We start from the raw sequence: 14,761 nt of genomic DNA, 5'->3' as shown, positions 1-14,761 counted from the left end.
CCCGGAGGGGAAATGACGCGGAGCGGCGTCCGCCATCCACGTCCGGGCGCCCCTGCCCGAGATCATGCGCTCCCGCCCGGCGGCGGGACGCGAGCCTTCCTCGCCTGCCTTCAGATCTCGCAACGCTTTCGCGGAGGAAATTGTGAAGAGACTGCTCCTGACCCTCACGGCCCTGACCGGCCTCACCTTCGCCGCGACGGCTGCCCGTGCCGACATCAAGGTCGGCTTCGTCACCTCGCTCTCCGGTCCAGGCGCATCGATCGGCACGCTCTACGACAAGGGCATGAAGGCGGCCTACGCCTATCAGAGCGAGGTCGGCGGCCAGAAGATCCAGCTGATCGAGCTCGACGACGGCTCGGATCCGACGGCGGCGACGCAGGATGCCCGCAAGCTGATCCAGCAGGACCACGTCGACATCCTGATCGGCACGGCGACCGCACCCTCGACCAACGCCATGATGGCCGTCGCCAACGAGCTGCACGTGCCGTTCATCGCGGTCTCGCCGGTCAACATCAAGCCGCCGAAGGACGGCCATCTCTGGGGTGTCGCGGTACCCCAGACGCCGTCGCTGATGGTCAAGGTGATCGCCGACCGGATGAAGAAGGAAGGCATCAAGACCGCCGGCTATATCGGCTTCTCCGACGCCTGGGGCGACCTCGTCTACAACGGTGCCAAGGCGGCGGAGGCCGACGGCGATCCGAAGATCACCACCAACGAGCGCTATGCCCGCACCGACTCCTCCGTCACGGCGCAGGCGCTGAAAGTGCTCGCGACGAAGCCGGACGGCGTCCTGATCGGCGGCTCGGCGACGCAGGCGGCGCTGCCGATCCTGGCGCTGAAGAAGCTCGGCTACAAGGGCCCGTTCTACGGCACGCCGGCGATGCTGAACGCCGACTTCGTGCGCGTCGGGGGCAAGGACGTGGAGGGCGTCGAGGTCTCGGCCGGGCCGGTGATCGTGACGAGCCAGCTGCCCGCCGACCACTTCTCCAAAGAGATCGGCACCAAGTTCCATCAGATCTTCCAGAAGGTGAATGGCGGCGACGCCGACGACGGCTTCTCCGGCTATTCCTTCGACGGCTGGCTGATCTTCCTCGACGCGGCGAAGTCGGCACTGAAGACCGCCAAGCCCGGCACCGACCAGTTCCGCCAGGCGCTGATGGACGGGATCTACGCGATCAAGGATCTGAAGGGCGTCCATTCGATCTACAACTTCACGCCCAAATCCGCCTATGGCGTCGACGACCGCAGCCTGGTCGTGGTCAAGCTCGAAGGTGGCAAGTGGGTCTACCAGCCCTGAGCCTCCACCATCTGCTGACCCGCGCGACGGCCTGATTTGCGATGAACTCCCAGATTGCCGCCTTTCTGACGATCGACGGGGTGGCGACCGGCGCGATCTACGTCCTCATCGCGCTCGGCATCGTGCTGATCTTCGCGGTCACGCGGGTCATCTTCGTGCCCTTCGGCGACATCGCGGCCTTTACCGCGCTGACGCTCGCCGGGCTGGAGACCAAGCAGCTGCCCGGCACCGTCGGCCTCGTCGCGGTTTTGGCGGTGCTGGCGACACTGGTAGAGGTCGTCGCCCTCTTACGGGCGGGGAAGGCGCCGCAGATCCCGAAGGCGCTGCTGTTCTACCTCGTCCTGCCGCTGATCCCCGCGGCGGCAGTCTGGGCAACGGCGGGAACGCTCCTGCCCCTGCCCTTGCGCATCGTGCTGGCGCTGGCGCTGATCCTGCCGATCGCGCCACTGCTCGACCGGCTGATCTTCCGGCCGATCGCCGACGCGACGGTGCTCCTGCTCCTGACGGTCTCGGTGGCGCTGCATTTCGCCCTGGTCGGCCTCGGCCTCCTGTTCTTCGGCCCGGAGGGCGTGCGCACCGAGGCGCTCACCGACTACACGCTGATCCTCGGCAACATTCCCATCTCCGGCCAGTCCATGCTGATCGTCGCCGCCGCCATCGTCTTCAGCGGCCTGCTCTTCCTGTTCTTCGAGTTCACCCTCGCCGGCAAGTCGCTGCACGCGACCGCCGTCAACCGGACCGGCGCACGGCTGATGGGCATTCGGCCAGAGCGGACCGGCACGATCGCCTATCTCCTCGGATCGCTGCTCGCCGGCGTGTCGGGCGTGCTGATCTCGCCGGTCAACACGATCTTCTACGATTCCGGCTTCCTTCTCGGCCTCAAGGCCTTCGTCGGGGCGATCATCGGCGGCCTCGTCAGCTTCCCCGTCACCGCGATCGGATCGCTGTTCGTCGGCGTGCTCGAAAGCTTCGCCGCCTTCCAGAGCTCGTCCTTCAAGGAGGTGATCGTCTTCTCGATCCTGATCCCGGTCCTTCTGTGGCGCTCCTACACCGTCGCCCATTCGGAAGAGGACATCGACGAATGAGCGGACGGACGGCACGCATCGCGACTGTCGTGGCGGTCCTGCTGGTCGCCACGGCGCCCTTCACGCTCGCGCCCTTCACCATCACCCTGTTCGACTACATCGGCATCTACGCCCTGGTCGCGCTCGGCCTGGTGCTTCTGACCGGCGTCGGCGGCATGGTCTCCTTCGGCCAGGCCGCCTTCATGGGCATTGCCGCCTACGCGACCGCCTGGTCCTCGGCGCTGATGGGCTGGTCGCCCTGGCTCGGTCTCGTGATCGCCCTGGTCCTGACGGGGCTGGTCGCCGCCATCCTCGGGGCGGTGACGCTCCGGCTGCACGGGCACTTCCTGTCACTTTCCACGATCGCCTGGGGCCTGGCGATCTACTTCACCTTCGGCAACTTCCCCGGCCTCGGCGGCTTCAACGGCATTCCGGGCGTGCCGCCGATCGCGATCGGCTCGCACCCGCTGCTCGGCAGCGGCGAGATCTACTACCTGATCTGGGCGATCCTGATCGCGGCGATGATCCTGTCGCACAACCTCCTGAACTCGCGCGTCGGCCGCGCGATGCGGGCGCTGCGCGGCGGCAAGGCGATGGTGGAGTCGCTCGGGGTCGACGCCTTCCGCATCAAGCTCGTCACCTTCGTCATCGCAGCCCTCCTCGCCGCGCTCGCGGGCTGGCTCTATGCCCATATGAGCCGCTTCGTCAGTCCGACGCCCTTCGACGCCACGAAGGGCATCGAGTTCCTGATGATGGCGATGGTCGGCGGCTCCGGCTATCTCCTCGGCGCGGTCGTCGGCGCAGCGCTCATCACGCTCCTGAAGAACGCCGTCCAAGACTACCTGCCGCTGATCGCGCCGAGCTCGGCCGGGCAGCTGGAGATCGTCGTCTTCTCGCTGCTCTTCATCCTGTTCCTGCAATATGCCCGCGAGGGCATCGTGCCCTTCGTCGCGCACCGCCTGCCCGAACGAAAGCGGAAAGCGCCGGAGCCGGCGGAACCGCTGCCGCGTCGCGTCCAGCCGGCGCCGGGCGAGACGCTTCTGACCGCGGAAGGCTGCGTACGCCGCTTCGGCGGGCTGGTCGCGGTGAACGACGTCAGCTTCGAATTGAAGTCCGGCGAGATCCTCGGCCTCATCGGCCCGAACGGCGCCGGCAAGAGCACGATGTTCAACCTCCTGACCGGCGCCCTGCCCGTCTCGGCCGGCAGGATCACCTTCGAGGGCAAGGACATCACCCGCGCCGCGCAGCGCAAGATCGCGCAGGCCGGCATCGCCCGCACCTTCCAGCACGTGAAGCTGCGGCCGAAGATGTCGCTCCTCGACAACGTCCTGCTCGGCACCTACACGCGCACGAATGCCGGCTTCCTCGCCGGCGCGCTGACGCTCGGCCGCGAAGAGGAGCGCCGCGCCCGCGCCGAGGCGCTGCGGCAGCTGGAGCGCGTCGGCCTCGGCGAAAAGCCGTACGAACTCGCCGGCAACCTGCCGCTCGGCAACCAGCGCATCCTGGAGATCGCCCGCGCGCTCGCCGCCGATCCGGTGCTGCTCGTCCTCGACGAGCCGGCGGCGGGCCTGCGGCGCCAGGAGAAGCTGGAGTTGGCCGGTCTGCTGCGATCGCTGCGGGAAGAAGGGCTGACCATCCTGATCGTCGAGCACGACATGGAGTTCGTCATGGGTCTCGTCGACCGGATCGTCGTCATGGAGTTCGGGGCCAAGCTGATCGAGGACGTGCCGGCCGTGGTGCGGGCCGATCCGCGCGTCCAGGAAGCCTATCTCGGAGGCGTCGCCTGATGGCCCTCCTGTCGCTCGAAGACGTCTCCGTCTCCTACGGCAAGGCGGAAGCCGTGCGGGGCGTTTCGCTGTCGGTCGAGGCGGGCCAGATCGTCACCGTGATCGGGCCGAACGGCGCGGGCAAGACCAGCCTCCTCACTGCCGCGATCGGCCTCCTGAAGGCCGGCGGCACGATCCGCTTCGAGGGCGTCGACGTCTCGCGGCTGGAGACGGAACGTCGCGTCGAGATGGGCCTCTGCCTCGTGCCGGAAAAGCGCGAGCTCTTCGCCGACATGTCGGTCTACGACAACCTCTTGCTCGGCGCCTTCGCGCGCCGCGGCGACGGCGCGGCGATCAAGCGGGACATGAGTGACATCTTCGAGCGTTTTCCACGTCTTGCGGAGCGACGTTCGCAAAGAGCTGGAACCCTGTCGGGCGGCGAGCGGCAGATGCTGGCGCTCGGCCGCGCGCTGATGGGCAAGCCGAAGCTGCTAATGCTCGACGAGCCGAGCCTCGGCCTCGCGCCGCTGATCATCCGCGAGATCTTTCGGATCATCGCCTCGCTGCGCGATCTCGGCGTCTCGATCCTCCTCGTCGAACAGAACGCCCGCGCGGCGCTGGAGACCGCCGATTTCGGCCATGTCATGGAGACCGGCGAGATCAATCATTCCGGCCCCGCCAAGGAGCTGATCCACGATCCGCGGCTGATCTCGACCTATCTCGGCGGCGGCGAAGCTGACGCGGTCGCTGCCGGGCCTTGAGCCGCCCACTTTCCAACCGACGCCAGGAGCCTCGACGATGACGACGCCCGAGAAGATCCTCTACCAGGCCGAGATGACCGCCACCGGTGGCCGCGACGGGCGCGCCGTCAGCCCGGACGGCCGCTTCGCCCTCGACCTCTCCGTGCCGAAGGGCCTCGGCGGCCCGGGCGGCGACGGCACCAATCCGGAGCAGCTCTTCGCGGCCGGCTATGCCGCCTGCTTCCTCGGCGCCCTTGGGCTCGTCGCGCGGCAGGGCAAGGTGGCGCTGCCGAAGGAGACGACGATCACCGCCAAGGTCGGCATAGGCCCCGTCGCCACGGGCTACGGCCTCGCCGTCGAACTCGCCGCGACGATCCCCGGCATGGACCGCGCGGCGGCGGAAGACCTGATGGCGAAGGCGCACGAGCGCTGCCCCTATTCCAACGCCACGCGCGGCAACATCGACGTGAAGCTCAGCGTCGCCTGACGAAGGTCTTCGTCTGCAGCACCGGCGGCGAGCCGCTACTCCCCGCGGCGAGAAATCCTGATAAAGGCCATGACGACGCCGAGGATCGTCGCGCCGCTGAGGATCGAGGCGAACCATTGCGCGCCAAGCGTTGCCGCATAGGCCGCGACGCCGAGTGCCGCGAGGACGAAGATGAGGGCGAACACGCGTCCCAGGATCGTGTTCAGTCCGAATATCTTCAATTCAGCACGCTCGATCGCATGCCGATGCGCCGTCTCCCCCTCCCAAGCGGCGAGGATCCGCTCGGCACTACCTGGAACGACCTCGTCGAAAGCTTTCAGAGTGTCCGGAGGAGGAAGCGGGCCAATCCAGCCCTTCATCTCAAGGCGCGGCTCAGCGCGCGCATGAGGTTCGGACGACTCAGACAGGTCTGTAGAGCGCTCAGTCGCGGGCGTCGTCACGCCACGCCCGCCGCTCGCGCCTGATCGCCCGCTCCATGTCGCTGCCGATCCGCTGGAAATCGCCCGCGAGAGCATAGATCGGCGAGGCCGTGCGGCCGGAGATCGGCGATCGATCGACGGGAGCACAGACTTCCAGCAGCATACCGAATCCGTTCATCAGCGCCGCGCTGAATCCCGTCGAGCGACCTGCGCGCTCCGGCTCGGCACTTATGGAACGTTGACCGATAATCGACATCACATTGTACCGCATGGAGGACGACGAGGACGACAGAACTCGGCCACGACAGCTGACGTGACCTTCGCAGTGAAGATAGGCGATCGTCAACAGGTCTGCCAACGGCCACACGGTTCGCTCGCCAGGCAGGCAGCGCAGGGGGCCGTCTGTGTTCCGCTATCGAACGGCGATGCCGTGTGCTTCCCGGTCCCACGTCCCGGCCGTCACGCCGCGCTCGGTGAGCGCATATTTCTTCACCTTGCCGTTCTCGGTCACCGGCAGGCTGTCGACGATCTCGATAAAGCGGGGAATGGCGAAGTAGGAAAGACGCGGGCGGCAGAAGGCGATCAGCTCCGCCAGATCGATCCGCGCGCCCTCTTCTGCAACGATCGCCGCCGCGACCTCGTCCTCTGCCATCTCGGCGCGAACGGGAAAGACCGCGGCCGAGGCGACGGCGGGAAAAGCGAGGAGCACCTGCTCGACTTCGTAGGAGGAGATGTTCTCGCCGCGCCTGCGGATCGCGTCCTTCATCCGGTCGATGAAGCGGAAGCGGCCGTCCGCGTCCTGCACCACGCGGTCGCCGGTGTGGAACCAGAGGTTCCGCCAGGCTTCGACGGTCTTCTCCGGCATGCCGAAATAGCCGCTGGAAAAGGCGAAGGGCGCATCTGCCCGCAGCACCAGCTCGCCGGCCGTGCCCGTCGGCACCGGCTCGTCCTCGGTGTCGACCACGCGCGCGTCGAAGCCGGGCCGGATCCGTCCCATCGTGCCGGAGATGCCCTCGCCCGGCCCGCCCGCGATGACGAAGTTCGTCTCGGTCGATCCGTAGCCCTCGACGAGCGACAAGCCGAAACGGTCGGCGAAAGGCTCGTGGAAGCGCAGCGGGACGCCGGGTCCGAGAGCGATGCGGACCCGATGCGCGCGGTCAAGTTCGGTTTCCCGCCGCGACAGCAGGATCGGCACCATGGCGCCGAGGAGGTAGGTGACGGTGGCGCGATGTTCGGCGAGGGCCGGCCAGAGACCGGAGGCGGAGAAGCGCTTGCCGACGATGACCGTCGAGCCGGTGATCAGCGCCTGGTAGACGGTGTTCAGCGCGTTGACGTGAAAGAGCGGCAGGGTCGTGTAGAGGCGCTCCCCTTCGCGAAGGCCGAGGATGTCGGCGGTGTTCGCGCCCCACCAGTAGAGCTGGCCATGCGGACAGCAGACGCCCTTGGATGGACCGGTCGTGCCCGAGGTGTAGATGATCGCGGCGAGATCGCCGGCGGTCTGCGAAACCGGCGGCAGGGGCTCGCCCGGGTCGGGCAGCGGGCGGGTGAGCGAATGCGCCACCACGGCCGGGTCGCCGATGACCCAGATCGCCTCCAGCGCCAGCGTGCCGGTGTCGATCGTTCCGAGGCACTCAGCGAGCCCGTCTTCGATCACCAGGAGCCGGGCACCGGAATTGCCGAGGATGTGTTGGAGTTGGGTCCCGCGCGAGGCGATGTTGATCGGCACGGCGACGGCGCCCAGCCAGGCGCAGCCAAAGAACACGTCGAGGAATTCGGCCCGGTTGGAGCAGATGATCGCGACGCGATCGCCCCGCCGAATGCCCGCCGCATCGAGCGCCGAGGCACGGCGCGCCGCGATGTCGGCGGCATCGGCGAAGCTCCAGCGGACGGTCTCGACGACCATTAGTTCCCGGTCGCCGTAGCGCTCCGCCTGCATCGTCAGGAGATTGGCGAGAACGCGCCTATCCATTCGCAGCGGTCTCCTCGACGAGGTACCGCTCGAGTGCCCTGCGCAGATCGTCCGGTAACGGCAGCGACTTCGGCGCCTCGCCGGAGAGGTCGCAGTGGACGATGGTGTGGCGGGCGGCGAGGATCGGGCGGCCGTCCTCGTGCGCGGCCCGGATGTCGAGCGTGATCGAACTGCGGCCGATCGCCGTGACCGCAAGGCGGTAGACCGCAACGTCTCCCAGCCGCACCGGTCCGAGGAAGTCGACGGCGACCGAGACCGCCGGCACGCCGCGCTTCTCGTCCATGTGGATCTGGCGGAAGCTGTCGCCGAGGGCGATGTCGAACCAGTCCTCGACGGTCCAGTTCACCATTTCGACCAGCCGCGGAAAGAAGGCGATGCCGGCCGGATCGCACTGGCCGAAGCGCAGCTTGTAGCGGGCCTCGAAAACCTCGCCCACCATCACGCGCCCCCCGTCACTCGGCAGCCTCGCGGGCGTCGGGCAGGTCCTCCTGCAGCTCGTGCGGACGCGGCCGCGCCTTGCGCCTGAGCTCCATCTCCTGCTCGCGCTTCTTCGTCAGCTCGCGGTGCGCCTGGTCGCGCCCGGCGAGATACTGCTTCGGCCAATGCTGGTTGCGGGCGTCGTACCAGGCGGACGCCTCGCGCGTGAAATACGGGTTCCACATATGCGGTCGGCCGAGCGCCACGAGATCGGCCCGCCGGGTGTGGAGGATGGTGTTGACCTGCGCCGGCTCGGTGATCGCGCCGACGGCCATGACCGCCAGCTTCGGAACATTGCGGATGCTTTCGGCGAACTGCACCTGGAACATGCGGCCATAGACCGGCTTCTGCTCGGCGATCGTCTGCCCGGCGGACACGTCGATGAGGTCGCAGCCGGCCTCGGCGAAGGCCTGCGAGATCGCGATCGTGTCTTCCTCGCTGATGCCGCCCTCGGCCCAATCGGTTGCCGAGACGCGCACCGACATGGGCTTGTGCGCCGGCCAGACCTCGCGCATCGCCTGGAAGACCTCCAGCGGATAGCGCAGCCGGTTCTCGATCGAGCCGCCGTAGTCATCGGTCCGACGATTCGTGAGCGGCGAGAGGAAGGACGCCAGCAGATAGCCGTGGGCGCAGTGGAGTTCGACCATGTCGAAGCCGGCGCGCTCCGCCCGCTCGGTCGCCTGGACGAAGTCGGCCTTGATCCGGTCCATGTCCGCCCGGTCGAGCGCTTTCGGGGTGTCGCTGACGCCCTCCATGTAGGGAATGTCGGAGGCCGAGAAGAGCGGCCAGTTCTTCGCCTTGTCCTCGAGCGGGGCGTCCATCTTCTCCCAGCCGAGCTGGGTCGAGCCCTTTCGGCCGGCATGGCCGAGCTGCATCACCATCTTGGTCTTCGAGTTCGCATGGACGAAGTCGACGATGCGCTTGAACTGCGCCTCGTGCGCGTCGGTCCAAAGACCCGGACAGCCCCGCGTGATCCGGGCGTCGGCCGAGGGACAGGTCATCTCGACGAACACCATGCCGGCGCCGCCGAGGGCGTGGCTCGTATAGTGGACGAAGTGCCAGTCGGTGAGGTTGCCGTCCTCGTCGGCCGAATACTGCGCCATCGGAGACATGACGACGCGGTTCTCGACCACCATGTCGCGCAGCTTGAACTTCGTGAACATCGGCGTCGGCCGGGTCTTGCGGTAGTCCTCGCCGGTCTCGCGGAAAAGCCGCTCGTAGAAGGCGGTGTCGACCTTCTCGACGAAGCCCGGATCGCGGACCATCAGGTTATCGTAGGTGATCGATTTCGCCCGGCACATCACCACCATGGCGAACTGCTCGGGCTCCATGTCCCAGGAACGGTTCATGTGCTCGAACCAGGCGAGCGAGACGTCGGCATTGTGCTGGATGATCTGGCAGGGCGTGCGCCGCTCGTCCTCATAGGCGTGGAAGGCCGTCTCGACGCTCGCCTCGCCGTGTTCGACGACCGCGTCGGACAAGGAGATGGCGCATTCCATCGCGAGCTTGGTGCCCGAGCCGATGGAGTAGTGCGCCGAGGCCTTGGCATCGCCGAGGAGGACGATGTTCTCGTGGCTCCAGCGGTTGCAGAAGATGCGCGGGAACTGGCGCCAGTTCGAGCGGTTGAGCAGCAGCGGATGGCCCTGCAGCTCCTCGGCATAAAGCTGCTCCAGGACCGCCTTCGACTGTTCCTCGTCCATGCCGTCGAAGCCGTGGCCGCGCCAGCAGGCGTCGTCCATCTCGAAGATCCAGGTCGAGCGGCCCTTCTCATACTGGTAGGTATGCGCGCAGATGATGCCGTGCTTGGTCTCGCGGAAGAAGTAGTTGAACTCGTCCATCGGGCGGGTCGATCCCATCCAGCAGAAGCGGTTCGACTTGATCGCCACCTCCGGCTGGAAGCTGTCGCGGAAGTGCTCGCGGATACGCGAGTTGACGCCGTCGGAGGCAATGATCACGTCGCTGTCGGCGAAACGCGTGGCGATCTCCTCCGGCGGGATCGAGACGCCGAAGTGCATCTCGACGCCCTCCTCCCGGCAGCGCTGCTGCAGGATCGCGAGGAGCTTCATGCGCGAAATGCCGGCAAAGCCGTTGCCGGCGCAGCGCATCTCAGTGCCCTGCTTGTGGATCGCGACGTCGTCCCAATAGGCGAACTCGCCGCGGATACGGTCGAAGCTCTTGCGGTCGCGCGACAGGAATTCGTGCAGCGTCTCGTCCGAGAAGACGACGCCGAAGCCGAATGTATCGTCGGCCTGGTTCTGCTCGTAGACGGCGATCTGCCAGTCCGGCCGCCGCTTCTTGGTCAGGAGCGCGAAATACAGCCCGCCCGGGCCGCCGCCGATCACGGTGATGCGCATGGCAGTCTCCTCTCGGATCTCGTCGAATTAGTTTAGGATTAAAATATCTGGATTTCAATGCGCGTGAGGTGCGGCGGATGGCACGACCGTTCGGCTGTGTTTTTCGCCCCGATGCGAGAGAAGATGGCGCGGTCGACCTTTCTGCCTCCGTCGAAGACGCGGAAGAGGCCGCCGCCGGATGACCCTCCGGGCCCTCAGCCCTAAAGCGACAGCCCGCCGAGGCTCGACCCGCCGCAGACGAAGAGCACCTGTCCGGTGACATAGCCGGCGTCGGGCTCGGCGAAGAACATCACCGCGCGCGAGACGTCCTCAACGGTGCCGAGGCGGCGGACCGGGAGCTGCTCGGCGAGCTTTTGCTGGCGCTCGGAATCCTTCGGGATGATGCCCCAGAAATTGTCGGTGAGGATCGGGCCGGGCGCGACGACGTTGACGGTGATGCCGTCGGGCCCCAGCTCGTGCGCCCAGGTCCGTGCCATGCCGTGGACAGCCGCCTTGGTGGCGGAATAGGCGGTGCGCGAGGCGACGCCCATCGCCGCGCGCGAGGAGATGAAGACGATACGGCCGAACCCGGCCGCGCGCATCTTCGGCAGCATCGCCTGGCTGAGGATCATCGGCGAGGTGACGTGCAGCCGGGTCAGGCCGTCGATCTCTTCCGGCTTCACGTCGCCGAGGAGGTTCGGCCAGATCAGGCCGGCGCAGTGGACGACGTGGCTGACGGCATGACGCGCGGCGATGTCGTCGGCCGCGCGCCTGGTGGCCGCCTCGTCGAGGAGATCGATCGTCATCGGCTCGAAGTTCTCGTGCTCGAAGTCGTGCGCCTGCCAGGAGAGGCCGACGACGCGCCAGCCGCGCTCCAGCATGCGCCGGGCGATGCCGCGGCCGATGCCGGAACTCGTGCCGGTGACGACGGCGGTGAACGGCGTCTCGTTCATGCGCTGGTCCTTTCCTCGTGCCGCGGCACCAGCGCGAACACCCGGAGCGGGCTGCCGGAGCCGTTGCGGATCTTCAGCGGCGCGGCGAAGAGGACGGCCCCGCGGGTCGGCAGACGGTCGAGGCCCGTGAGGCACTGCAGGCCGTAGCGGCCATTGCCGTGCAGGATGAAGTGCGCGGGGTATGGCGGCGAGAGATGGCTGCCCTGCCCGGCGTCGGTTCCGATCGTCTCGGTGCCGAAGCCGGTGATGGCGCGCTCCTTGACCAGGAACTCCATCGCGTCTGGCGCCGGGCCCGGCGAATGCGGCCCATCCTCGCGCAGATTGAGGTATCTCGCGCTGCCGAGATGCTTCGACCAGTCGGTGCGGAAGAGCACCCAGGCGCCCTCTTCGATCGCCCCGTTGGCGTCTTCCCAGGCTTCCAGATGGGCGCGGGTCAGGAGGAAATCCGCGTCCTCCGCGCTCTCCCGGGAAAAGTCGAGCACCACTGCCGGCCGGGCGAGCTTTTCCAGAGGGATCGCGTCGACGGTTCCCTGCGGCAGGTTGCGGCCGGAGATCCAGTGTGCGGGCGCGTCGAAGTGCGTGCCGGCATGCTCGGACATCGAAATATTGTTCCAGTACCAGCCGGGGCCGCGGCGGTCGTATCGCGACACCTCCTCGATGCGGAAAGGCTGGCACTGGCCGAATTCCGGCGGCAGCACCATGACCGGGAAGTCCGGCGACAGCGTGTGCGTGAGATCGACGATCTCGACGCCGCCGGAGACGATACCGGCGGCGAGCGCCTGCAGAAGCTCGGCGCCGGAGGGTGCAACGCCTGTCGTCATTGTCCGAGCTCCCGTTCCAGAACCTTCGGATCGGCGGCAAACCGCGCCGCGACGTCCTTCGCGATGTCGCCGACGAAGCTCTCCTCGATCCCCTCGGCGAGTGCGGTGACCACGGCCTTGGCGATCTGCGCCGGCGCGACCTTTGGCGGCGGCACGTTCTGGCGCCATTCGTCCTCGACCGGCCCGGTGAAGACGCTCATCACCCGCACGCCGCCCGGCCGCATTTCGGCACGGAGGCACTGCAGCAGCGAGTGGCGGGCCGCGGCGCTTGCCGAGTAGAAGCCGAAGTCCGGCGCATTCGCCAGTGCCTGGACCGGCAGAACGTCGACAATCGCGGCCGCAGAGTTGACGCCGTCGGCACCGCGCGCGCGCATGCCCGCCCCGAAGGCCTGCGCAAGACGCTGCAGGCCGAAGACATTGACCTCGAAGGCCTCGCGGGCGGTGACGAGGCTGTCCGCCCCGACCACGCCACCAGGGCGGACATGGTCGGCGGTATTGACGATGATGTCGGTCTTGCCGCCGATCTCGCCGGCGAGTTCCGTGACGGAGGACGTGTCGGTAAGGTCGAGCGGCATGATCTGCACGTTGGGGATCGCCTTCAGCTGCGCCTCGCCGGCAAAAGGCTTCCAGGGCTCGGCGATGCCGACGAAGACGATCGATGCACCCGCCTTCGACAGCGCTGCCGCGACCGCCTGCCCCACCGGCTCGCGACCACTCGTCACCAGCACGCGGCGGAATTTCGGATGCGCGGTGAGTTCGCGCCATTCCGGATCGTCGGCCATCGCCTCGCTCCATCTCTCGGGCCGTGCCACCAGGACCGCATTGCCGCCCTTGTCGAGCTTTGCCACCATCCGGCAGCGCCCGGGCACCGCGACGTCACCATGGAGATGCGCGACGATGGACGGGCCGCAGTCCATCTTGACCATGCCGACGCGCCAGGGCGTCCTCTCCCGGAAATAGAGGTCGGTGCTGGTGCGGATCACCGTCTCGGCGATGACCTCGCCGCCGTCCGCAACGGGCTGAAAGCGCAGATGCGGGGAGAGGCATTTCCCGCAGGCGTCGCGCGGCGGATAGGCGACCGTGCCGCATTCGTCGCAGACCTGCAGCGCGAAGAAGCCGCGCGCGGCGGCGGCGGTGAGGCCGAGCGCGGCGCGGCTGCGCTGCACCGGCGGCAGTTCCGGCGGCCGCGTGACGCGCTGCGGGTCCTTCTTCGGCGGGGGGCCGAGCGGATGCGTCATGCGCCATTCCCCCGCAGGATCGCCGCGCCGGAGCAGAGGCCCCGATCGTAATTGATCATGCCGAAGCCGGAAACGAGCGCCATCCTCGCGCCCTCGACCTGCTTCGACAGCGACTGCCCGGTCACCTGGCGCAGCGCCTCGACGAGGCCGAGATAGCCGCCTGCCGCGCCCGCCTGCCCGGCCGAAAGCTGGCCGCCGGAGGTGTTCTGCGGGAAGCTGCCGCCGTTCGTCAGGTCGTGCGCGCGCACGAAGTCAGGCCCCTCGCCCTTGCCGCAGAAGCCGAGATCCTCGAACTGCATCATCACGATCACGGGGTAGTCGTCATAGGTCTCGAGCACGTCGATGTCGTCCGGCTTCACGCCGGCCATGGCGTAGAGCTCGCCGACATCCATCGCCCAGCCGCCGCGCATCTGGATGGGATCGTCGGGGAAGGCGTTGTGCCGCTCGATGGTGGAGAGGAGCGTCGCGTGCTTCAGGGCGAGGTCGCGAGCGATGTCCGCCGTCGTGACCAGGAAGGCCTCGGCTCCGGCGCAGGGCATGACGCAGTCGAAGAGGTGGATCGGGTCGGCGATCGGCCGGGCGTTCATGTACGCGTCGAGCGTCAGGGGCCTCTGCATGATCGCCTGCGGGTATGTCAGCGCGTTGTCGCGCTGCGCGACGCAGATCTTGCCGAAGTCCTCGCGCGTCGCGCCATAGGTCCGCATGTAGTGGTCGGTGAGAAGCGCGAAGGAACCGTTCGGCCCGCCATAGCCGTAGGGGTAGCTCGCATCCTGGGCGAAGCGCGAGAAGGAGGAGAGGAGCTTGCGGAAGGAGTCGACCTCGTTGGCGTCGCCGCCGACGCAGGCGACGATCGAGGCGTCCCCTGCTTCCACCGCCCGTGCGGCGCGGCGGAGCGCGACGACGGCGCTGGCGCCGCCCATCGGGATGTTGTCCAGCCAGCGCGGCGAGAGGCCGAGATGCTGGGTGAGGCCGACGGCGGTGTCCGGCGCCAGGGTGAAGCTCGAGACGGAGAGGCCGTCGAGGTCGGTCGGGCGGATGCCGGCGCGCTGCGTCAGCTCCTTGAGCGCCCGGGCGATCCAGGCGTGAGCGGTGTCGGTGGAATAACGGACATAGGGAATGCTCACCGGCACCGCGACCGCGACGTCACGATAGGGCCGGCGCGGATTGCCGCGGGAGGGCGTGGTCGCCGCCGCCACC

General features: G+C 67.8%; 14 protein-coding genes. 5 read left to right on the top strand and 9 right to left on the bottom strand.

Going from position 1 to position 14,761, the window contains the following annotated elements; translation table 11 throughout:
* The first annotated feature begins 142 nt into the window (after positions 1-142).
* Genes AB5S17_RS16045 through AB5S17_RS16025 form a run of 5 tightly spaced genes read left to right on the top strand, consistent with a single transcriptional unit; the run spans position 143 to position 5,354 of the window.
* Positions 143-1,297 (top strand): ABC transporter substrate-binding protein, encoded by a 1,155-nt coding sequence (locus AB5S17_RS16045; RefSeq protein ID WP_369241140.1) that lies wholly within the window; start codon positions 143-145, stop codon positions 1,295-1,297.
* Positions 1,298-1,338: 41 nt separating this feature from the next.
* Positions 1,339-2,382 (top strand): branched-chain amino acid ABC transporter permease, encoded by a 1,044-nt coding sequence (locus tag AB5S17_RS16040; RefSeq protein WP_369241138.1) that lies wholly within the window; start codon positions 1,339-1,341, stop codon positions 2,380-2,382.
* Entirely contained in the window at positions 2,379-4,148 is a 1,770-nt protein-coding gene (locus tag AB5S17_RS16035; protein ID WP_369241136.1) for an ATP-binding cassette domain-containing protein, read from the top strand. The genes AB5S17_RS16040 and AB5S17_RS16035 overlap by 4 nt, the downstream gene beginning before the upstream one ends.
* Entirely contained in the window at positions 4,145-4,888 is a 744-nt protein-coding gene (locus tag AB5S17_RS16030) for an ABC transporter ATP-binding protein (RefSeq protein ID WP_369241335.1), read from the top strand. Before AB5S17_RS16035 ends, AB5S17_RS16030 begins: the two co-directional genes overlap by 4 nt.
* A 37-nt stretch (positions 4,889-4,925) precedes the next feature.
* Positions 4,926-5,354: an organic hydroperoxide resistance protein gene (locus tag AB5S17_RS16025; protein WP_369241134.1), complete on the top strand. Its 429-nt coding sequence runs from the start codon at positions 4,926-4,928 to the stop codon at positions 5,352-5,354.
* Between the two features lie 35 nt (positions 5,355-5,389).
* On the opposite strand, the gene AB5S17_RS16020 is transcribed toward AB5S17_RS16025, so the two are convergent.
* The 9 genes from AB5S17_RS16020 to AB5S17_RS15980 all read right to left on the bottom strand — a co-directional run bounded on the left by AB5S17_RS16020 (position 5,390) and on the right by AB5S17_RS15980 (position 14,760).
* Complete coding sequence (locus AB5S17_RS16020) at positions 5,390-5,794, bottom strand: DUF2335 domain-containing protein (protein ID WP_369241132.1); 405 nt, start codon at positions 5,792-5,794, stop codon at positions 5,390-5,392.
* Entirely contained in the window at positions 5,775-6,119 is a 345-nt protein-coding gene (locus tag AB5S17_RS16015; protein ID WP_369241130.1) for a hypothetical protein, read from the bottom strand. The genes AB5S17_RS16020 and AB5S17_RS16015 overlap by 20 nt, the downstream gene beginning before the upstream one ends.
* A 66-nt stretch (positions 6,120-6,185) precedes the next feature.
* Positions 6,186-7,742, bottom strand: coding sequence for an ATP-dependent acyl-CoA ligase (locus AB5S17_RS16010; RefSeq protein WP_369241128.1), 1,557 nt, complete (start codon positions 7,740-7,742; stop codon positions 6,186-6,188).
* Positions 7,735-8,181 (bottom strand): acyl-CoA thioesterase, encoded by a 447-nt coding sequence (locus tag AB5S17_RS16005; protein WP_369241126.1) that lies wholly within the window; start codon positions 8,179-8,181, stop codon positions 7,735-7,737. Before AB5S17_RS16005 ends, AB5S17_RS16010 begins: the two co-directional genes overlap by 8 nt.
* Before the next feature lie 13 nt (positions 8,182-8,194).
* Positions 8,195-10,573: a bifunctional salicylyl-CoA 5-hydroxylase/oxidoreductase gene (locus AB5S17_RS16000; RefSeq protein WP_369241124.1), complete on the bottom strand. Its 2,379-nt coding sequence runs from the start codon at positions 10,571-10,573 to the stop codon at positions 8,195-8,197.
* 200 nt (positions 10,574-10,773) lie between these two features.
* Positions 10,774-11,505 carry an SDR family NAD(P)-dependent oxidoreductase gene (locus AB5S17_RS15995; RefSeq protein WP_369241122.1) on the bottom strand — a complete coding sequence of 244 codons (732 nt, stop codon included), beginning with the start codon at positions 11,503-11,505 and terminating at the stop codon, positions 10,774-10,776.
* Positions 11,502-12,326 carry a cyclase family protein gene (locus tag AB5S17_RS15990; RefSeq protein ID WP_369241120.1) on the bottom strand — a complete coding sequence of 275 codons (825 nt, stop codon included), beginning with the start codon at positions 12,324-12,326 and terminating at the stop codon, positions 11,502-11,504. Before AB5S17_RS15990 ends, AB5S17_RS15995 begins: the two co-directional genes overlap by 4 nt.
* Positions 12,323-13,564: an SDR family NAD(P)-dependent oxidoreductase gene (locus tag AB5S17_RS15985; RefSeq protein ID WP_369241118.1), complete on the bottom strand. Its 1,242-nt coding sequence runs from the start codon at positions 13,562-13,564 to the stop codon at positions 12,323-12,325. The genes AB5S17_RS15990 and AB5S17_RS15985 overlap by 4 nt, the downstream gene beginning before the upstream one ends.
* Positions 13,561-14,760 carry a thiolase family protein gene (locus tag AB5S17_RS15980; protein ID WP_369241116.1) on the bottom strand — a complete coding sequence of 400 codons (1,200 nt, stop codon included), beginning with the start codon at positions 14,758-14,760 and terminating at the stop codon, positions 13,561-13,563. The genes AB5S17_RS15985 and AB5S17_RS15980 overlap by 4 nt, the downstream gene beginning before the upstream one ends.
* Position 14,761: the final 1 nt, after the last annotated feature.

The organism is Jiella sp. M17.18, assembly GCF_041027365.1.
Classification (GTDB): domain Bacteria; phylum Pseudomonadota; class Alphaproteobacteria; order Rhizobiales; family Rhizobiaceae; genus VKMB-3413.
The sequence above is the reverse complement of the archived record's forward strand: the minus strand, read 5'-3'. Positions and strand labels throughout refer to the sequence as shown.